Annotated in this window: 16 protein-coding genes; 5 read left to right on the top strand and 11 right to left on the bottom strand. The window is 61.9% G+C overall.

All coding sequences use genetic code 11. The features are described 5' to 3' along the window. Positions 1 to 2,154, bottom strand: a complete 2,154-nt coding sequence (locus tag CGL56_RS09420; protein WP_167641570.1) for a hypothetical protein — start codon at positions 2,152 to 2,154, stop codon at positions 1 to 3. Between the two features lie 73 nt (positions 2,155 to 2,227). On the opposite strand from CGL56_RS09420, the gene CGL56_RS09425 reads away from it, so the two are divergent. Continuing rightward, positions 2,228 to 3,826 carry a sulfatase family protein gene (locus tag CGL56_RS09425; protein ID WP_167641569.1) on the top strand — a complete coding sequence of 533 codons (1,599 nt, stop codon included), beginning with the start codon at positions 2,228 to 2,230 and terminating at the stop codon, positions 3,824 to 3,826. 1 nt (position 3,827) lies between these two features. On the opposite strand, the gene CGL56_RS09430 is transcribed toward CGL56_RS09425, so the two are convergent. Next, positions 3,828 to 6,140, bottom strand: coding sequence for a transglycosylase domain-containing protein (locus CGL56_RS09430; protein ID WP_099106287.1), 2,313 nt, complete (start codon positions 6,138 to 6,140; stop codon positions 3,828 to 3,830). Between the two features lie 276 nt (positions 6,141 to 6,416). Between CGL56_RS09430 and CGL56_RS09435 the strand changes: the two genes are divergently transcribed. The 3 genes from CGL56_RS09435 to CGL56_RS09445 all read left to right on the top strand — a co-directional run bounded on the left by CGL56_RS09435 (position 6,417) and on the right by CGL56_RS09445 (position 10,837). After that, positions 6,417 to 8,048, top strand: a complete 1,632-nt coding sequence (locus tag CGL56_RS09435) for a S8 family peptidase (RefSeq protein WP_099106288.1) — start codon at positions 6,417 to 6,419, stop codon at positions 8,046 to 8,048. Between the two features lie 132 nt (positions 8,049 to 8,180). Continuing rightward, positions 8,181 to 9,221 (top strand): selenide, water dikinase SelD, encoded by a 1,041-nt coding sequence (selD, locus tag CGL56_RS09440; RefSeq protein WP_099106289.1) that lies wholly within the window; start codon positions 8,181 to 8,183, stop codon positions 9,219 to 9,221. A 44-nt stretch (positions 9,222 to 9,265) separates the two neighbouring features. Continuing rightward, positions 9,266 to 10,837, top strand: coding sequence for an FAD-dependent oxidoreductase (locus CGL56_RS09445; protein WP_099106290.1), 1,572 nt, complete (start codon positions 9,266 to 9,268; stop codon positions 10,835 to 10,837). Between the two features lie 9 nt (positions 10,838 to 10,846). Here the strand turns inward: CGL56_RS09445 and CGL56_RS09450 are convergent, their stop codons facing one another. Beyond that, complete coding sequence (locus CGL56_RS09450; RefSeq protein ID WP_167641568.1) at positions 10,847 to 11,395, bottom strand: PNPOx family protein; 549 nt, start codon at positions 11,393 to 11,395, stop codon at positions 10,847 to 10,849. 387 nt (positions 11,396 to 11,782) lie between these two features. Here CGL56_RS09450 and CGL56_RS09455 point away from each other — a divergent pair, with 387 nt between their 5' ends. Beyond that, a complete protein-coding gene (locus CGL56_RS09455) occupies positions 11,783 to 11,992 on the top strand; it encodes a hypothetical protein (protein ID WP_099106292.1) in 210 nt (69 codons plus the stop codon). Here the strand turns inward: CGL56_RS09455 and CGL56_RS09460 are convergent. The 8 genes from CGL56_RS09460 to CGL56_RS09495 all read right to left on the bottom strand — a co-directional run bounded on the left by CGL56_RS09460 (position 11,978) and on the right by CGL56_RS09495 (position 18,126). Then, the gene (locus CGL56_RS09460; protein WP_099106293.1) at positions 11,978 to 13,054 is read right to left on the bottom strand and encodes a GNAT family N-acetyltransferase; all 1,077 of its coding nucleotides are present in this window, start codon (positions 13,052 to 13,054) and stop codon (positions 11,978 to 11,980) included. The two genes, CGL56_RS09455 and CGL56_RS09460, sit on opposite strands and share 15 nt — an antisense overlap. 45 nt (positions 13,055 to 13,099) lie before the next feature. Next, positions 13,100 to 13,726, bottom strand: coding sequence for an ABC transporter ATP-binding protein (locus tag CGL56_RS09465; RefSeq protein ID WP_099106294.1), 627 nt, complete (start codon positions 13,724 to 13,726; stop codon positions 13,100 to 13,102). Beyond that, positions 13,716 to 14,516, bottom strand: a complete 801-nt coding sequence (gene lpxA, locus CGL56_RS09470; RefSeq protein WP_099106295.1) for an acyl-ACP--UDP-N-acetylglucosamine O-acyltransferase — start codon at positions 14,514 to 14,516, stop codon at positions 13,716 to 13,718. The genes CGL56_RS09465 and lpxA overlap by 11 nt, the downstream gene beginning before the upstream one ends. A 53-nt stretch (positions 14,517 to 14,569) precedes the next feature. After that, entirely contained in the window at positions 14,570 to 15,961 is a 1,392-nt protein-coding gene (locus tag CGL56_RS09475) for a bifunctional UDP-3-O-[3-hydroxymyristoyl] N-acetylglucosamine deacetylase/3-hydroxyacyl-ACP dehydratase (protein ID WP_099106296.1), read from the bottom strand. Between the two features lie 65 nt (positions 15,962 to 16,026). Further along, a complete protein-coding gene (locus CGL56_RS09480) occupies positions 16,027 to 16,758 on the bottom strand; it encodes an ABC transporter ATP-binding protein (RefSeq protein ID WP_099106297.1) in 732 nt (243 codons plus the stop codon). Positions 16,759 to 16,773: 15 nt separating this feature from the next. Further along, entirely contained in the window at positions 16,774 to 17,058 is a 285-nt protein-coding gene (gene gatC, locus CGL56_RS09485; RefSeq protein WP_099106298.1) for an Asp-tRNA(Asn)/Glu-tRNA(Gln) amidotransferase subunit GatC, read from the bottom strand. Between the two features lie 42 nt (positions 17,059 to 17,100). After that, positions 17,101 to 17,565, bottom strand: coding sequence for a DUF2452 domain-containing protein (locus CGL56_RS09490; RefSeq protein ID WP_099106299.1), 465 nt, complete (start codon positions 17,563 to 17,565; stop codon positions 17,101 to 17,103). A 24-nt stretch (positions 17,566 to 17,589) separates the two neighbouring features. Beyond that, on the bottom strand, positions 17,590 to 18,126 hold the full coding sequence (locus CGL56_RS09495; protein ID WP_099106300.1) for a 2'-5' RNA ligase family protein: 537 nt from the start codon (positions 18,124 to 18,126) through the stop codon (positions 17,590 to 17,592). Between the last annotated feature and the right edge of the window lie 12 nt (positions 18,127 to 18,138).

Genomic DNA, 18,138 nt, shown 5'->3' on the forward strand with positions numbered 1-18,138 from the left:
TCATAATGCAGGTTGCAGCCCTTCCCATCTGACGTCCCAATCCGGGGGAAAACCTGAACCACCCGGGAGGCCGGCGGCTCCCGCGCACATCATCGCCAGTGCTGCGAGAAAGCCGCCGTTCCCCGGCAGATAGATCCTCAGATTGGATCGCTGGTAGTTGTGGCCGTTCTTCAGGTAGTGGTTCTTCGGCACCTCCATCAGCAGGGCATCGACGGCGCGTTCCGCCTGCCCCATCCGCGCGGCGGTGAAGGCGGTCAGGGGGAAGTCCCACCCCCAGGTTTCTTCCCACTGCCAGACTTTCCAGATGGTATCCAGGGTGCGCGCCATGATGGCAGTGTCCAGTCCCTCCGTAGCCGGCAGCAAGCCATACGCCGCCAGTACGCTGGGGTGGTCGGTGAGGTAGCGCGGATTCGTATAGGAGTCGGGGGCGCTGGCGGCGGCGAGGTACAGGCTGTCCTGGACGGGCAGGGGGGCGAGTGCTGCAATGACCCTGTCCCAGTCGTCCCGCCGGGGCAGTCCCCTCCGCTCCCGCCACTGCTGGGCGGTGGTGAGCCCCCACCGCCAGTAGGCCAGTTCGAAGGTGGTATTCAGGGTGGTGTCGGCCCCGAACCGTTCCTGGGCGGCAATCACCCCGGGGCCGAGCACCCTCTGCCCCCGTTCGGCATCGTAGTGGGGGAAGTCGGCCATGAAGGCCGCCGTCGTGTCGACCAGGGGGGCGTAGCGTGACAAAAGGCTGTCTGAGGGGGAAAGCTGGTAAAGCAGTTCCGCAAAGTAGATCGGGTGGGGTTGCTGCCAGAGGAGGTAAGATCCCACGGAGGAGGCCGTTTCCCCGCCATCCGGATCGGTCATCTTCTGCCACCTTACCCCCCGGAACCCCTGTCGTACGGCAATGGCATGGGCGCCGGGCAGGGCACGGAAGTGCCAGTCCAGGTGGCGGGCGAGAACTTCCGGTTCCCCCCAGAGCGCAAAGTGGACACCGTGCCACCAGGCCATTTCCAGATGGGGTTTGCCGTACCAGGAGTTATAGGTCAGCCCCGTTTCCTGGGGGGGCATGCTGCCGCTGCTGTTCACGTGGGTGAGGTATCTCGAAAGCACCATGCGCCGCTCCAGTTCTGCCGCCCGAGGGTCGGTTACGGCTCCGAAGTCAATGATGCCATTGGTGGTCCAGTACTGGTGGTAGGCCCGGGCAATTTCCTCCAATGCTTCCAAGGGCGCGGCCGCGGGTGCCAGGGAAGGCGCATCAGGAGCAAAAGCCACCGCGAAGGTCCAGGTTGAATCCCCGCCGGAGGGGGTCCACCGGTATCCATAGGGTAGGCTATCGATTCCTGCCGCCCGGTTGGTGGTCTGGAAACGGGTGAAGTAAGTGGTAGTGTCGATTTGCCGCTGGATAAGCCAATTGCCCGACCGGGATTGGCTGGCGTTTAGCCGCTCCTGCTCTTCCTGATCATAATTCGCTGCCTCATCGAGCCATTCCCCGGTGGGGTAGGGGTAGGACACTTTTACGGCAAGGCGCCCCGTGGCCAGCAGGGGGCTTTCCACCTTCACCACAAGTTCGTCTGCATCCTGGCGGACCGCCGTGGTCACCCGGACCGGGGCGCCACCCACGGTGAAGTGGGTCAGGACATGGCCGTTCCAGAGGTCAAGTTCCTGGCGGATGTCGGTGATGTCCTCCACCCGGACCAGCGTGCCGTCCGCCCCACGAATGTCCCAGCCTACCTGTCCCAGGTGCAAGCGGTGGGGATTTTGCCGCAGGTAATCGGCCGCCCGCCCGGCGGGGGTGTCGGCGGGCCACTGTACGGCGTAGGGTACCTGTCGTCCGTGTGACGCCGTTGGCCGGAGGGTCTGCCCGATGGAATAGACCGTGTCGGCCGGAAAGCTGTGCCAACCCCATTCCGACAGCGTACCCAGCGGTATGCCGTTGCGGTAACGCTCCGGAAAGGTTTGCAGGCCGGTAGCGTCGACCGTTACCGCGAACCGGCCATTGCCCACCGAAAGCGCGCCCAGGGTATCCATAGTGGTCAATGTTACCCGATGGCGCTCGACGATGGGGCGGCGATCAATGGAATGCAGGGTTTCCTGGGCAATCGCCGGGAGCAGGGGGAGGATTATCAGCGCAAGCAGCAGCCGCGAGCGCAGGAATTCCGGTCGTTTCATATTGGAAAAGGTAAGCAACTCCGGCAGCTGGGCGGGAATACCTTTTTTCCGGTTATCGGCTATCTTGGCCACCATGCACTATTTCATTTCCTCTCTGCTCTTGGCCCTGCTGCTTTGCACCTGCGGACCCGCCCCCGAAACCGACGAACAACTCAGTGGCAGCGCCACCGCCCGACGACCGAACATCATCTTCATCATGTCGGACGACCACGCCCAACGGGCCATCTCGGCTTACACCGATGAGCTGACCGAAACGCCGAACCTGGACCGGATCGCCGACGGGGGGATGCTCTTCCGCAACAGTTTCGTGACCAATTCAATCTGCGCCCCGAGCCGGGCGGCTATCCTGACTGGAAAGTACAGCCACCTCAACGGCAAGATCGACAACCTGAGCCCCTTCAATCCTGATCAGTGGACGTTCCCGGAGGCCCTCCACGAAGCGGGATACCGTACTTCGCTGATTGGCAAACACCACCTCCAGGCCATTCCCCGGGGCATCGACGAATTCCGTGGCCTGATCGGGCAGGGGAGCTACTACAACCCGGTGTTCGTGCACAACGGCGACACCCTGCCGCCGGCAGAAGGTTATACCTCCACGGTAATCACCGACTATGCGCTTGAGGAACTGCGCCGCAATGCTGCCAGCGACCAGCCCTTCATGATGCTCTACTGGCATAAAGCCCCCCACCGTAACTGGATGCCAGATACGAGTGACCTGGCCGGCCTGCTGGACAAGCGCTACCCGGAGCCGGCCACCCTGCGCGACGAATACGCCGGCCGGCCCGCCGCGGCCCACGCCGACATGCGCATCGCCGATATGTTCACCAGCCACGACCTCAAGGTCACGGGGGAGTATCAGAACCCGGACCCCGGTACCGGGGGCGCAACCTTCATCCAGAACCCTAACTTCGATCAGGTAAAGAATTTCGACCGCCAACTGGGCCGTATGACCCCGGGGCAAAGGGCCGCCTGGGAGCCCTTCCTCAAACGGGTGGGTGAAGAGTGGCAATCCGTAAAGGGTACCGACCGGGAACTCAGCTGGCGCTACCAGCGCTACATGCAGGACTACCTGGCCAGCGTGAAGAGCGTGGACGACAACGTCGGACGGGTACTGGACTACCTTGAAGAGAGCGGACTGGCCGAGAACACCATCGTGATCTACACCAGCGACCAGGGCTTCTACCTCGGTGAGCACGGTTGGTACGACAAGCGTTTCATGTACGAAGAGAGCCACCGCACGCCACTCATGATCCGCTACCCGCCCTTGATCGAAGCAGGTTCTTCCACCGAGGCTATGACCCTCAACATCGACCTGGCACCCACCTTGCTGCAGTTGGCAGGTGCGGTCGTTCCGGATGAACTGCAGGGCAGGAGCCTGCTCCCCATCCTGCAGGGGGACACCCCGGAGGACTGGCGGGATTATGTCTACTACCGCTACTACCAGCAAATGAACAGTTACCACCGGGTGGCCCGCCACGAAGGGGTAAGGGGGGAGCGCTACAAATTAATCCACTTCACGGAGCCCGGCTTTGAAGGCTACGAATTGTATGACCTGCAGGAGGACCCCCAGGAGATGGAAAACCGCATCAACGATCCCAAACTAACAGCCGTCAAGGAGCAGCTGAAGTCAGAGCTGCGCGAAAAGCGGGAGGAGCTGAAGGTGACCGACTAGCCTACCGGGTGCCGTTGTCGGAAGGCTCCAGTCCACTAACGGGGAGGGCTTGCACAGGTTCCTCTACGTCATCGCCTTCCAGTTCTTCCACCACCTCCACGGGAGGGATAAATTCGGAACAGTAGAAGTCGCGCTGTACCTCGGCCGGCAGCGGAGGAAAATCTTCGCCCAATACATCGGCGAGGACAGTATCGGCTTCGACCTTCTCCAGGAAGTACGCCCAGATGGGCAGGGCGGAGTGGGAACCGTTGCCCATGTTGCCGTTACGGAAGCGGACACCGGTGTTCTCCCCACCTACCCAGGCACCGCCGGTCAGGGTGGGAGTACTGCCGATGTACCAGCCGTCGGCCATGTTCTGGGAAGTACCCGTTTTGCCGATGGAGGGGCGGGTGATCCCGTATTGCCACCGCAGCCGACTTGCGGTGCCCCGCTCCACTACGTAGCGGAGCATAGTTTGCATTTGGGCGGCGGTACGACTTTCAAGCACCGTTTCGGTCGGGGCATCGTGGGCGTAGATCACCTCCCCGTCGGCATTCTCAATCCGGCTGATGTAGTGGGGTGGGGCATACTCCCCCTGGTTGGCGAAAGCCCCGTAGGCTCCCGTCATTTCAAACAGGTTACTCTCTACGGTGCCCAGGGCGATGCTCGGGATGGGGCGAATCTCGCCCGGCAGGCCCATGCGGCGGGCCATTTCCACCACCGGCTCCGGGGTGGTCTCCATGATCATGCGAACGGCGGCCACGTTGACCGAATGCGTCAGGGCGCCGTGCATGCTGTAAGTGCCCCCGTGGTTCCAGTCGGAGTTGTGGGGGGTCCAGGGGCCGTCCTCGTCCTCGTAAGTCCTCAGGGCATTGCTCAAACGGTAACAGGGGTCATAGCCCTTCTTCAGGGCAGCGGCGTATACGAAGGGTTTGAAGGTCGATCCGGTCTGCCGGCGGCTGAGCACGTGGTCGTAGCGGCTGAAATCAAAGTCGCTGCCACCGACCCAGGCGCGCACGGCACCCGTAGAGTGGTCCAGGACCAGGAAACCGGAGCGTAGGAAGGAAAGGGAATGCTTTACGCTGTCTAAAGGGGTAAACTCCCCGGAGATGGGTTCCCCATTGGGGACCAGCAGTTCCATCGGGCGGGGGGTATTGAACTCCTCCACCAGGGCGGTGCTGTCGCGACCGGCGGCGCGGCCCACGCGCCACCGCTGGCTGTTGCGGATGGCACCCCGCAGGGAAGCCTCCGTTTCCCAGGCGTCGCGGCGGCCAAGGTGACGTTCGAATTCCCGCTGCAGGTTGGTCATCTGTCGCTCCACGGCCGCTTCGGCGTGTTCCTGGAGCCGCAGGTCCAGGGTGGTATAGATGCTCAGGTTGTCGCTGTACAGGTTATAGGGTTCTCCATCCGGGCGCTGGATGTCCGCTAGCAGGCGCAGGGCCTCCCGCTTGACGGCCTGGGTAAAGTGAGGGGCCAGGGGCTCCTCTTCTGACTTGCGGTGGTAGTTCAGGCCAAGGCTGTCGGCCAGGGCATCGGTCAGCTGTTCTTCGGTGAGGTAGCCCGCATTGTGCATCAGTTTCAGCACCAGGTCGGTACGCTTGGCGTTCCGTTCGGGGGCCCGCAGGGGGTCGTAGCTGCTGGTCCCCTTGAGGGAAGCGACCAGGCTGGCCGACTGGCGTACGCTCAACTCGCTGGGCGGTTTCTGGAAATACCGCTGGGTGGCCGCGGCAATACCGAAGGTGTTGCCCGGGAAACTGACCGTATTAAGGTAACGCTTGACGACCTCGTCCTTGGACATGACGCTCTCCAGCCGCTGGGCCAGAAACCCTTCCCGGATCTTGTGCAGCAGGAGATCGACCCGCGGGCCGTAGCCGAGCCGGGGGCGGCCGTAGGCGTTCTTCACGAGCTGTTGGCTCAGGGTGGAGCCCCCGCCCTGGTCGTCTTCCCCCTGCAGCAGGGTCTTGTAGGCCACCCGGCCGTAGGCTTCCCAGTCTACGCCTCCGTGCTGATAGAACCGACTGTCTTCGGTGGCCACCAGCGCCTGAATGAGGTGGTCGGGCAACTCGTCGAATTCGGTGACGGTGCGGTCCTGGGCGTAGAAACGACCCAGGCTGACTCCGGTCACGTCGTAGACTTCGCTGCCGACGTCATTGCGGTAATCCAGCAGGGACTGACGGGAAGGCATCGGGCCGAAGGCTCCGGCATTGACCATCAAATAGACGACTACCAGGGCAACCACGCCTGCGGCCACCAGGCCGGAGATGCCGGCCAGGGCGTAAAAAGTCTTGGGTCGCTCAGTTCGCCAGCGGCGAATGCGGTCGTACACGTTTTTCATAGATTGAACTGGGATTGCCGACGGTCCTCCAACAAAAAAACAGGTCTGGGCAAGCGATGTTTGCCGGCTTATACCGGGTGAGGGGCACCGAGTTGATCGGGCAACGCCGTTTGGACGAAGGGGCAGGGTGGAAGTAACGGCTATTGAACAGGGGATTTAAGCTTTCACTAACCACCCGAAAGTGCGTCTGCCGGTTAACTTTACGCACCGCCGGGGGCCGGCCACCAAAAACTTTCCGGGTGGCCCGTGGCTTTACATTGCGCCAAATAAACCGATATGCAACAGTTGTTTTTTGTTTTTCTCTGTGTTCTGTCGCTGGGCCTGACCGCCCAGTCTTCCGCCCCCAACAACTGGTGGGAACTTGACCAGACGGAAAATTCCTTTCCCGGCGTGAGCGCCGCCCGTGCCAACGCCTATTTGGCCGGTAAAAAGGCTGAACCGGTGGTGGTGGCCGTGATCGATTCCGGAGTGGACATCGAGCACGAAGACCTCAAAGACGTGATCTGGACAAACCCCGGAGAAATCCCCGGCAACGGGATCGACGACGACCGCAACGGCTACGTCGACGACGTCCACGGCTGGAACTTCATCGGTGGGGCCGACGGCCGCAACGTGAACTACGAGAACCTGGAGGTCGTGCGCCTCTACAACCGCCTCCACGCCAAGTACAACAATCGCAACCGCGAGGGACTGAGCAAGAAGGAAAAGGCGGAATTTGATGCCTACCAGTCCTACAAGGAGACCATCGAAAAGAAGCAAAAGGAGCTCGGCCCCACCGCCGCCCAGTACGAAATGATCAAGGCGGCCATCGATCAGGCCCTGGAGGAACTCAACAAGGAGCCCGAGGACGTTACCGCTGAGGACATCGCCGGGATCGACAGCGACGACCAGACGATCGCCATCGTCAAACAGGTGGTCGCCAACGCCACCGCCGGAGGCACCACCTTTGCCGAACTCTACGGCCAGCTCGAAGGAGCCCAGGAATACTTCGACAGCCAGCTGAAGTACAACTACAACCCCGAGTTCGATGCCCGGGAGATCGTCGGTGACGACCCCGCCAACTTCGATCAGCGCAACTACGGTAACAACGACGTGGAAGGCCCCGACGCCGCCCACGGTACCCACGTAGCCGGTATCATCGCCGGAGTTCGCGACAACGACCTCGGCATCAACGGCGTAGGCGGCGACCACGTCCGCATCATGAGCGTCCGCACCGTGCCCAACGGCGACGAGCGCGACAAGGACGTAGCCAACGCCATCCGCTACGCCGTGGACAACGGCGCCAAGGTGATCAACATGAGCTTCGGCAAGGGACAGAGCCCCTACAAGAAGGAGGTTGACGCTGCCATGAAGTACGCCGAGAAGAACGATGTCCTCCTCGTACACGCCGCCGGCAACGACGGCAAGATGCTGACCCTGGAAAACAACTACCCCAACGACACCTACCAGGGCCGCCGCAAGACCGGCAAGACCTGGATCGAGGTAGGCGCCGCCAGCAGCAACTACAACGACCAGCTGGCCGCCGGCTTCTCGAACTACAACAAGAAATACGTCGACGTATTCGCCCCGGGCGCCCAGATCTACTCCACCATCCCCGGTGACGAGTACGCCAAGTTCGACGGCACCTCCATGGCCGCCCCCATGGTGGCCGGTATCGCCGCCCTCCTGCGCAGCTACTTCCCCGACCTCTCCGCCCGCCAGGTGAAGGAGATCATAGAGGAAAGCGCCCTGCCCGTCAACCTGAACGTCATCAAGCCGGGCACCGACGATGAAACCGTCAAGTTCGCCGAACTGTCCGCCACCGGTGGCCTGGCCAATGCCTACACCGCCGTGAAACTCGCCGAGCGCACCAAGGGCAAGATCCGCCGCCAGCGCGACAACCGCGACGAAAGCCTGCGGCAGTACTAGTCCGCAATCCGCCGAGGCCTTCCGGAGACGCAGCCCCCTTCTCACCCCCCCCCTCATGGGTGCGGTGAGGCGAGGTGCCCGGTCTCCGGAAGGCCTTTTTTTATTTCCCCAAGGTGTAATCCCCCCCCCGCAATGACTGATGTAAAGCTTACCGAATACTCCCACGGCGCCGGCTGCGGCTGCAAAATTGCCCCGGCGGTCCTCGACCGCATCCTGGCCCAGACCGCGCCGGGAGAGCCCTTCCCCCAGCTGCTGGTTGGTAACCGTGAGCGCGACGACGCGGCCGTCTATGACCTCGGCGACGGTACGGCCATCATCAGTACCACCGATTTCTTCATGCCCATCGTCGACGATCCCCTCACCTTCGGGCGGATTGCGGCCACCAACGCCATCAGCGACGTCTACGCGATGGGGGGCACGCCCATGATGGCCATCGCCATCCTGGGCTGGCCGATCGATAAACTCGGGCCTGAAATCGCGGGGCAGGTTGTTGAAGGCGGCCGTCAGGCTTGCGCTGAGGCCGGCATCCCCCTGGCCGGCGGCCACAGCATCGACAGTCCGGAGCCAATCTTCGGCTTGGCCGTAAATGGCCGGGTAGCCATCAGCCAGTTGAAAAAGAATGGCGGCGCCCGCCCCGGTGACCTGCTCTACCTGACCAAGCCGCTGGGGGTAGGCATTCTGAGTACCGCTCAGAAGCAAAAGAAGCTGCGAAGTGCGGACGATGGGCTCGCCATCGAGCAAATGGTACGACTGAATCGCCTGGGACCCGCGCTCGCCGCCCTGGAAGGCGTCCACGCCATGACCGATGTTACGGGTTTCGGCCTGCTGGGTCACCTCACCGAGATGTGTACGGCCAGCGGAACCCGTGCGCAGATTCGCATGGATGACGTTCCCCTGATCGACGCCGCTACCCTCGACTATTACCTGAATGCCGGCTGCATCCCCGGCGGCACCAAGCGGAACTTCGCCAGCTACGGCCACGGCGTTGACCTGAAGGATGAACGCCAGAAGTGGTTGCTGGCCGATCCCCAGACCAGCGGCGGACTACTGGTCGCCGTTTCCCCGGATGTAGCCACCGATTTCGAGCGCATTTGCGCCGATCTGGGTTCCCCGGTACGGTCCCTCGGAGAAATGCGGTCCGGGGGCGAAGGTGCCCTGGTGACCGTGGTGTGAACCAAAGGGTACGGCGGTGCTTATACCTGACAAAAGCACCGCCCATGACCCCCGTACTCCCCCTTGCCCAGCTCCCCGCCGGCCATATGCATGCCGTTACGGTAGGCGACTACGATGTCCTGCTGGCGAACGTGGACGGCACCGTGTACGCCGTGGAGAATAAGTGCAGCCACTACCAGTTCGCCCTCAGCAAGGGGGCTCTCTGCGAGCACCGCGTCCGCTGCCCCCTCCACCACGCCTGCTTCGACGTGCGCAACGGTGAGCAGTTGGAGGCCCCCGGCATGGAAGGCTTGCCCACCTTCGCCGTGGCCATTGAGGAAGGACAAATCTGCGTCAGCGAAACGCCCCAATCCACCAATCGTCCCGAACCACCTGAAGCACTGCCGGAATCCCGGCCCCGCGGCGACCACTACGATCACGTGATCGTAGGGGCGGGTACGGCCGCGGCCTATGCGGTGGAGGCCATTCGCGACTTGGACCAGCAGGCTTCAATACTGATGCTCGGGCAGGAGGAGGTGCTACCCTATGACCGAACCGCCGTCACCAAGAATTTCCTGCAGGAAGACGATCCCATAGAAAAATTGCCCCTGCGGTCCGTTGACTTCTACCGCAAGCTCGGCGTCGATTTCCGGGCGGGGGCGCGGGTGCAGCGGCTGGACCTGAACGCCAAAAGCGTGCTGCTGGAAGACGGAGCGGTGATTCATTACGACCACGTACTGATGGCCACGGGCGGCACGCCCCGCAAGCTGTCGGTGCCCGGAGCGGATTTGCCGGGGGTATACACCATTCGTCAGCCCGGGGATGCCGTGAAGCTCCGGGAGGCGGTGCACTCCCATACCCGGGTGGTCATTGTCGGAGGCAGTTTCATCGGACTGGAATCGGCCATGAGCCTGGGCAAGCGGGGCGGGCAGGTCACCGTGGTCTCGCCGGGGGAGGTGCTCTTCGGGGAGGTATTTGGCGAAGCGGTAGGCCGCTACGTGCAGGACTTGCACGAAGCCGCCGGGGTGACCTTCAAACTCGGGCGGACGGTGACGTCCATCCAGGGGGCCGGGCGGGTGGAGCAGGTAGTCCTGGACGATGGCAGCAGTCTGCCCGCCGATGTAGTGGTCGTCGGGATCGGGGTCCGGCCGGCCACCGATTACGTTTCCGGGATAGCTTTCCAGAAGGACCACAGCATCAAGGTGGATGGCCACCTCGCCGCCCACGGGGCCAACGCCTGGGCTGCGGGGGACATTGCCACCTATCCGGACCGGGAAGGAGAAGTAAGGATCGAACACTGGAAAGTGGCCAGCCAGCAGGGGCGAATTGCCGGCCGCAACATGGCGGGTAGCTCCGAAGCCTACCATATGGTGCCCTTTTTCTGGACCAACCAGCAGGGGGTCAATTTCCGCTACGTAGGGCACGGTACCCATTACGACCGCATCGTCCTGGATGGTAAGCCAGGGGAGACGCCTTTTCTGGCCTTCTACATCCGCGACCGCCACGTACAGGCCTGCCTGGGCGTGAAACGGGACGCCGAGGCCGCCGCCATCAATGAACTGATGGCCCTGGGCCGGATGCCGCCGGTGGATCAACTCGTGGGGCAAGACTGGCTGCAGTTGTGCCGGGAAGTGTAAGGACGAGGTTTACGGGACAACCCATTCCCAGGTCCAGTCACCGTTTAGTGGGCGGGTCCCCGCCATGCGGGTATTGCCGCCGCGGTCGAGGTGGAGTACATCCGCCCACCGCAGGGTAGTGACCAATATCCCGAAGTGATCACGGGCGAAATCCGTAGCCTCCTTGTCCCGTTCCTCCCAGTCGGGGGGCAGTCCCGATCCGGGGGAGGGTAGAGGAGTACCCGGGGCGGCCTCCGTAGCGTAGGCTTTGCGACCGTGCTTGGGAAGGCCGGCAAATACCGCATCCGCTTCTTCCTCCGAAGCCCAGGACGTTGGTCCACCCGTCATCAGTTGCAGCTGCTGGTTGGGGTCCCAGAAGACATAGCTTGCCTCCGACCCCTCCTTGAGGTGAGTGGCCTTGACCGAACGGCGGTCGGTATAGGTGCGCAGCATAGTGGTGTCGGAGTTCACCGCCCGCAGCACCACCTTGCGGGGGCGGGGGACGCAGGTGGGGCCGACGGTGCAGAGGGTCGGCAGGGCGAATGGATGGGCGGAGGCACCTGCGCCCCGGCGCAACAAATCAGCGGCGGCTTGCCAAAAATCTGAATGTTTTATCCAACCGCTCACTTTCTAATTTTTTTTTACCTTAGAACTCTTAAAAGTACCCCCCTGTAAACACTTTCGGTGCGTTTCAGCGTAAGTACTTCAAACCTTGTCCATTGATAAGGTTGCAGGTCAGACAACAAAGCAAAAATTATGATAACCTGGTCAGCTATATCGCGTCAGCCTGACGTACCGGTTCCCCGGTACCGGAGCCGACACCGGGTTATTCATTGAAGAATATGGGTTTTAGGTGTTTTTCTGGAGGGTTTGGGCTACGGCCCGAACCCTCTTTTTTCGTCCTGCCGGGCCGGACAACCTTCCCGCAGCGGGAACCGTTTTATCTTTGTCGCATAACCCCTACCCATGGATTTTATCACCCTCTTCCTGATCATTTTTGGCGTCTTCGCCCTGAGCTTTCTGCTCATCAATATTCGCCACCTGGTGACGGGTGAGGAATTCCGGGGCACCTGCGCCAGCAACAACCCCATGCTGACGAATCAGATCGGCAAATGCGAGGTTTGCGGCAAAGCGCCGGAGGAGGACTGCAAGATGCCCGAACTACCCAAGGTTTAGGGCCACACAGGCCTCGGCCACGTGATGCACGTCGGCCGTCTGTAACAGCACCTGCCGCACGGCCAGCAACTCCGTCACGAAATCGTTGCTCTCGAACGACTGCAGGTATTCCGCATTGAACATCAGCTGCGTCTGAATCATGTGCCGGCACTCCAACAGGTAGTATTGCCGCACCTTCGGGTCAAAGGCCACGACGATGAGCGGGTGCCTGGACTGTCCGCCCAGAGAAACCAGGTAGGGATAGGGAAAGTAGTCGTCGTTCCAGATGTCGTACAGCCCGGCCTCAAACAGGGGATAGATTTTTACCCTGACGCCGGCATCCTGCCTTCCGTACACTTCCGTGAAGCGGGCGAGGGCCAGCTGCTGGGCCTCTACGGGAGCTTCCGCATCGGGATTGAATTCGTTGTAGGGCAGCCAGCCTTCCGTACGGATATCGAAATACTCCGCCTTGCCCAGCCGCAGCTTGTAATCAAACCGCTGGTAGCCCGGTACGACATACCCCGGATAATAATAGCGGAAGCCCTGCTGCAAGCAGTGCTCGATCTCAAGCAGCATGGTATAGTACCCCAGGCTGAACGATTTCAGGTCCGGATCGAATATGCCCAGAATGCTGGCCGCGGAACGGCCTCCCAGGTCAAAATAGCTGCTGGCGACCAGCTGCTGGCGCACCCGGTCGCGAACGGTTACTTCCCACGTATTAAACAGTACCTCATTGTCGTAGTCCTCCAGGCTGTCGGCCACCGACGGCGAGAGCCGCCCGTCGAAGGAATCGGCGTATTTGCGGTACAGCCGCTCGCGTTCCTCATCAATGCAGCGCGGCGCAATGGCCGTGTCGAACAGCTGGGCGTTCTTGCGCAGCAATTTGCGCTGGCTCCTGGAAAACTTGAAGTTTTGCAGGTCGATGCGGATCCAGATGGCGGAAAAGGGGCGGTTCTGGAAGAAGAGGAAGTGGGTAGTAAAGATCGTTGACCCCATACGGTACCAGCCTTTCGCGAGGTGCCAGTCGAGGCTCTCGGGACTCAGGACGAAGGGGGTACTCTTTTCCGCGTAACTGAATAACATAGGGCAGGTAGTCCTAAGGACGGGAATAATATCCGAATAATAACACTATAGCGAGCTTATTGTGTCGCAAGCCGACAGGTCGCGCTCATCATTGCTGGCAATAAAGGTCAGCCGGCCGGTAGCGCAGGCGTGGAGTTCTTCCAGAAACCATTCGGCGCTGCTGGCATCCAGAGTTACGGTGGGCTCGTCCAGCAGGAGCAGGGGAGTGGCCGCATAGAGGGCCGAGGCCAGCAGTACCCGTTGCCGCATCCCGGAGGAGCAATCGGTGAGGGAGTAGCGCGCCGCATGCTGCAGCCCGATCCGCTCCACTACCCCGTCTACCGTCAGTCCCGGCAGCAGGGGCTTCATGGCAAAATGGAAGGACAGGAATTCCCGGACCGTCAGCTCTTCGACCAGCTCAAAATAGGGCCCCGTCCAACTCACGTAGGCGTAGAGGTCCTCCACGGGCAATTCGTGGTCACCGAGGGTGTAGCGCAGGCTGCCCCGGCTCGGACTGAGCTGCCCCGCCAGCATACGAATGAGGGTGGATTTGCCGGAGCCGTTCCGCCCCCGGATGCCGTAGATCGTGCCGGAGGTGTACTCCGCAGAAAGCTGCCGGATGATCCAGGTGCGCCCGAACCGTTTCGACACCTCTTTTACGTCAATCTTCAGGGAGGGAAGATCAGCTGCCATTATCCAGGGCCTGGAAGCTGCGAATGATGCCCGTCTTTTCCGTTCCGTTGATGAAACTGATCACTTCGTCCCGCTCCTCGGAGACCGGCACGGAGGCCTCGATCTCGGTAACGGCGTTGGTGATGTTGAGGCCCTTCACGAACAGGATGCGGTAGATCTCGTGGATGGCGTTGATCTGGTTGATGCTGAAGCCCCGGCGCTGGAGCCCGATGCGGTTCACGCCGATGTAGCTCAGGGGTTCCCGGGCGGCGCGGATGTAGGGCGGCACGCTTTTCCTCACCAGGCTGCCCCCGGCAATAAAGCTGTGGCGACCGATGCGGACGAACTGCTGTACCCCTACCTGCCCCTCGATGATCACGTGATCCTCCAGCACGACGTGACCGGCCAGGTTCACGTTGTTGGCGATGACGATATTGTCGCCGAGGATGCAGTCGTGGGCCACGTGGGCGTAGGCCATCAGCAGGCAATTGGCGCCGATCCGGGTAGTGCCGGCGGCCGCCGTACCCCGGTTCACGGTCACGAACTCCCGGATGGTGGTGTTGTCGCCGATTTCGGCGGTGGTGTATTCTCCGCGGAATTTCAGGTCCTGGGGGATGGCGGCAACCACGGCCCCGGGAAAGATCCTGACGTTCTTGCCGATGCGGGCGCCACCGTAGATGGTCACGTTCGGCCCGATCTCACTCCCTTCGCCGATCTCAACGTCTTCCTCGATCGTGGTGAATGGTCCAACGGTCACGCCGGCTCCTATTTTAGCATTGGGGTGGACGACGCTTAGGGAATGAATGGACATGAATGATTTTATATGGTTGGCGGATAGGGTAGGGCAAGGGTGGAGTAGTCCCGTCAGGACGTCCGGCGCACGATCTGGGCGACCAGGTCGGCCTCAGAGACGAGCTTGTTCCCTACGTAGGCGGTTCCGCGCATCTGGCAGATGCCCCGGCGGACCGGAGCGGTCAATTCCATCTTGAACAGTATCGTATCACCGGGTACAACGAAGTTTTTGAACTTCGCGTTCTCGATCTTCAGGAAGTAGGTGTCCCAGTTTCCGGGATCCTCCTGCTGGGTGAGTACCAGCAGGCCACCGGTCTGGGCCATGGCTTCGATCTGCAGGACGCCCGGCATCACGTGGTTATTGGGGAAGTGCCCCTGGAAGAAGGCCTCGTTGAAGGTCAGGTTCTTTAGTCCGACGATGTGGGTATCGCTCATCTCGATGATCTTGTCGATCAGCATGAACGGGTACCGGTGGGGCATCACCTCGAGGATCTGCTCGGTGGTGAAGACGGGCTCGTCGTTGGGATTGTAGCGGGGGCGGCCCTTCAGGCGGCGCTGGTCCAGGTAGGCCTTCTTCAGCAGCTTGGTGAAGGCCACGTTCACCCGGTGGCCGGGCTTGGTGGCGAGGATGCGGCCGCGGATCGGTACGCCGAGGAGGCTGATGTCGCCCATCACGTCCAGCAGCTTGTGGCGGGCCGGTTCGTTGTGGAACTTCAGGTCCAGGGTGTTGAGGATGCCCTGCTCGGTCACCTCTACGGTTTCCTTGCCCATCTTCTGGGCCAGGGAGTTGAGGCGGGGCTGGGGCACGTGGCGGTCGGCGATGACGATGGCGTTGGTCAGGTCGCCGCCGCGGATAAGGTCGTGCTCGAAGAGTGCTTCCAGCTCGTGGAGGAACACGAAGGTGCGGCAGGGGGCAATCTCGGTGGCGTAATCCTCGTAGCCGCGCAGGGTGGCGTACTGCTGACCGAGGACGGGGCTGTCGAAGTCGATCATCGACACCACTTCAAAACCGTCGTAGGGCAGCGCCACGATCTCGGAGCCGGTGGCCTCGTCGCGGAAGGTGATGGGCTCCTCCACCACGAAGTAGTCGCGGGGGGCATCCTGTTCTTCAAAGCCGGCGGCCAGAATCTTTTCCACGAAGGGGCTGGCACTGCCGTCCAGGATGGGGACCTCTCCGCCGTCGATTTCGATCAGAACGTTGTCGACCTGCAGTCCGGAAAGCGCGCTCAAGAGGTGCTCAATGGTGGACACGGTGGCCGAGCCGCTGCCCAGGGTAGTGGATCGTTCGGTGCTGACGATCCGGTTCACGTCGACGTTCATCAGCGGCTGATCGTCGAGGTCGACCCGCTGGAATTTGACGCCGTGACCTTCCGGAGCGGGCTTAAACGTTAGGTTCACCTCCTGGCCGGTGTGCAGCCCTACGCCACTAATACTGATGGTACTGGCTATCGTACGTTGGTTCATATATGCTATCGTAACGGCGGATGGCAATTGCCACCCGGCTTGAAGTTGGCCGCAAAGATAGCAAGTCAGGCCTGATTATACCGGTGAGTGGGATCACTGACCCGAATCACGTGTTCGTTGGGCAGGTCGCTCTCGACTTCTCCGTCGCGCAAACGCACGATCCGGTGGGCGTGATCGGCGATGTCGGGTTCGTGGGTCACCAGGATTACGGTATTGCCGCGGGCCTGGATATCCTCAAAGATGCCCATGATTTCAATGGAGGTTTTCGTGTCCAGGTTGCCCGTGGGTTCGTCGGCCAGAATGATGGCCGGGCGGTTCACCAGGGCCCGGGCGATGGCTACCCGCTGCCGTTGTCCACCGGAAAGCTCGTTGGGGCGGTGGTCGAGGCGGTCGCCCAGTCCCACGTCGTGCAATACTTCAGCGGCCCGCTCCCGCCGCGCCTTCTTGGGTAGTCCGGCGTAGACCAGGGGCAGGGCCACGTTTTCCAGCGTCGTCTGCCGGGGCAGCAGGTTGAAGGTCTGGAAGACGAAGCCGATCTTTTCGTTGCGGATCCTGGCCAGTTCCGCGTCTTCCATCTGGCTGACGTCCTTGCCGTCGAGCAGGTAACGGCCGGAGGTGGGGGAGTCGAGGCAGCCCAGGAGGTTCATCAGGGTCGACTTGCCCGAACCGGAGGGGCCCATCAGGGCCACGTACTCATTGGTCTGAATCTGCAGGTCGATGCCGCGCAGGGCACGTACCTGGGTTTGCCCCATGAGGTAGGTCTTGGTCAGTTGGTGAATGTCAATTACGGCGGCCATGGGGCAATTTGTGGGTTAGATAACTCTCGGTACCCGGAAGAACACCCCGTCGCTTTCCGGGGCGTTTTCCATTGCCCGTTCGCGGTCCAGGTGATCCCCGGCGCGGTCCGGCCGCAGTGCCTGTTCGGCCTCGGTCACGTAGCGCAGGGGCTCGACGTCTTCCAGGTCGAGTTCATTCAGCTTTTCCACCATCGCCAGGATGCGGGTCAGGTCACCGCGGAGTTTACCCAGGCGGTTTTCGGAGACGTCCAGCTTGGCAAGATCGGCCAGCCGCAATACTAGGTCGTCGTCAACGGTCATTGAGGATGTTTTCGACAAAGTTAACCTCTGGCGGGGCGAATGCTAGTCTTCCAGGTCCTCCCGTCGCTCGATCACCTCCCAGGTGTGGTCGCCGAGCAGTCGCACGGTCGCCAGGTAGTGGTAAGGGGGGCGGGGGCCCCACTCGGCGGGACTCACCAGACTCAGCAGACTTTTGCCGTTGCTGCGCTCGTAGAGGTAGTAGGTCCGGTTCACGATCGGGTCGATGTTCATCTCCGCCTCGTAGATGCGTTCGCTGACCGACATCCGGTGGGCGATCTCGTTGGCCTGGGCAGCCAGCAGTTCCATCTGCGCACGGATCTGGTCGAGCTGCTGGTTGGTCTGCTCGTACATGGCGGTCATGGCCAGACCGGTGATCTTGCCGCGGTCCACGGGCTTCACTACCGCCGCTCCGCGCTCGTGGGCGTAGGGGAGGAGCTGGGGGTTCAGGGCCACTTTCTTCCCGTCGATGGGGTTCTTGAATTCAGGTTTTTCTTCCTTGGCTGCCATGGTGGAGTAACGAACCGCCCCGGATTAAGGTTTTCCGAAAGGCAGGTGGGTGATCAGGCTCCAGGGGCCACCGTCGTAGGTATGGCAGCTCAGCCCCTTCAGAGCGATGTGGCAAGGGGTAAACCGGGGCTGTAGTCGGCGCAACAGCCGGTGGGCGTCTTCCGGGGCCACCTTATTCTGTACCGTCAGATGAGGCCGGCCCCAGCTGTTCAGGTCCTGTGCGGTGAGTGAGGGGGAAAATTGTTCGACCAGGCGGGACCGCAGGTGCCGTAATCCGTCCGAAGCCACCGCGTACGCTACTCCCCGGCCCAGCAGGAATGGTGGTCGTATCTCCACCGGTACCGGAGGGAGCCCGGCGCAGGCATCGGCCGCAGCGTGCAGGAAAGCCCCGCGAATACCCGGGGGAATGTGGTGGAAGAGGGTCAGGTGGGCGTCGAGGTAGTTCCTTTCCGGCGGGAAGAAGCGGCGGCGCAGTGCGTTGAAGGGGGCCAGGTCTTCTTCGGCGAACCAGGCGGTTACCACCATCGGGCGATCGGCGGGCGGGGGCAGGGGGGGAGCCATACCAGCTATTAC

It is taken from the genome of Neolewinella marina, from assembly GCF_002631205.1.
GTDB classification, from domain to species: Bacteria; Bacteroidota; Bacteroidia; order Chitinophagales; family Saprospiraceae; genus Neolewinella; species Neolewinella marina.

Excerpts from the sequence above, each read along its gene's own strand:
- lpxA (WP_099106295.1), bottom strand. The coding sequence starts at position 14,516 with ATGTCCATTCATTCCCTAAGCGTCGTCCACCCCAATGCTAAAATAGGA.
- CGL56_RS09460 (WP_099106293.1), bottom strand. The coding sequence starts at position 13,054 with ATGTTATTCAGTTACGCGGAAAAGAGTACCCCCTTCGTCCTGAGTCCC.
- selD (WP_099106289.1), top strand. The coding sequence starts at position 8,181 with ATGACTGATGTAAAGCTTACCGAATACTCCCACGGCGCCGGCTGCGGC.
- CGL56_RS09455 (WP_099106292.1), top strand. The coding sequence starts at position 11,783 with ATGGATTTTATCACCCTCTTCCTGATCATTTTTGGCGTCTTCGCCCTG.
- CGL56_RS09445 (WP_099106290.1), top strand. The coding sequence starts at position 9,266 with ATGACCCCCGTACTCCCCCTTGCCCAGCTCCCCGCCGGCCATATGCAT.
- CGL56_RS09425 (WP_167641569.1), top strand. The coding sequence starts at position 2,228 with ATGCACTATTTCATTTCCTCTCTGCTCTTGGCCCTGCTGCTTTGCACC.
- CGL56_RS09480 (WP_099106297.1), bottom strand. The coding sequence starts at position 16,758 with ATGGCCGCCGTAATTGACATTCACCAACTGACCAAGACCTACCTCATG.
- CGL56_RS09430 (WP_099106287.1), bottom strand. The coding sequence starts at position 6,140 with ATGAAAAACGTGTACGACCGCATTCGCCGCTGGCGAACTGAGCGACCC.
- CGL56_RS09495 (WP_099106300.1), bottom strand. The coding sequence starts at position 18,126 with ATGGCTCCCCCCCTGCCCCCGCCCGCCGATCGCCCGATGGTGGTAACC.
- CGL56_RS09435 (WP_099106288.1), top strand. The coding sequence starts at position 6,417 with ATGCAACAGTTGTTTTTTGTTTTTCTCTGTGTTCTGTCGCTGGGCCTG.
- CGL56_RS09465 (WP_099106294.1), bottom strand. The coding sequence starts at position 13,726 with ATGGCAGCTGATCTTCCCTCCCTGAAGATTGACGTAAAAGAGGTGTCG.
- CGL56_RS09490 (WP_099106299.1), bottom strand. The coding sequence starts at position 17,565 with ATGGCAGCCAAGGAAGAAAAACCTGAATTCAAGAACCCCATCGACGGG.
- gatC (WP_099106298.1), bottom strand. The coding sequence starts at position 17,058 with ATGACCGTTGACGACGACCTAGTATTGCGGCTGGCCGATCTTGCCAAG.
- CGL56_RS09420 (WP_167641570.1), bottom strand. The coding sequence starts at position 2,154 with ATGAAACGACCGGAATTCCTGCGCTCGCGGCTGCTGCTTGCGCTGATA.
- CGL56_RS09475 (WP_099106296.1), bottom strand. The coding sequence starts at position 15,961 with ATGAACCAACGTACGATAGCCAGTACCATCAGTATTAGTGGCGTAGGG.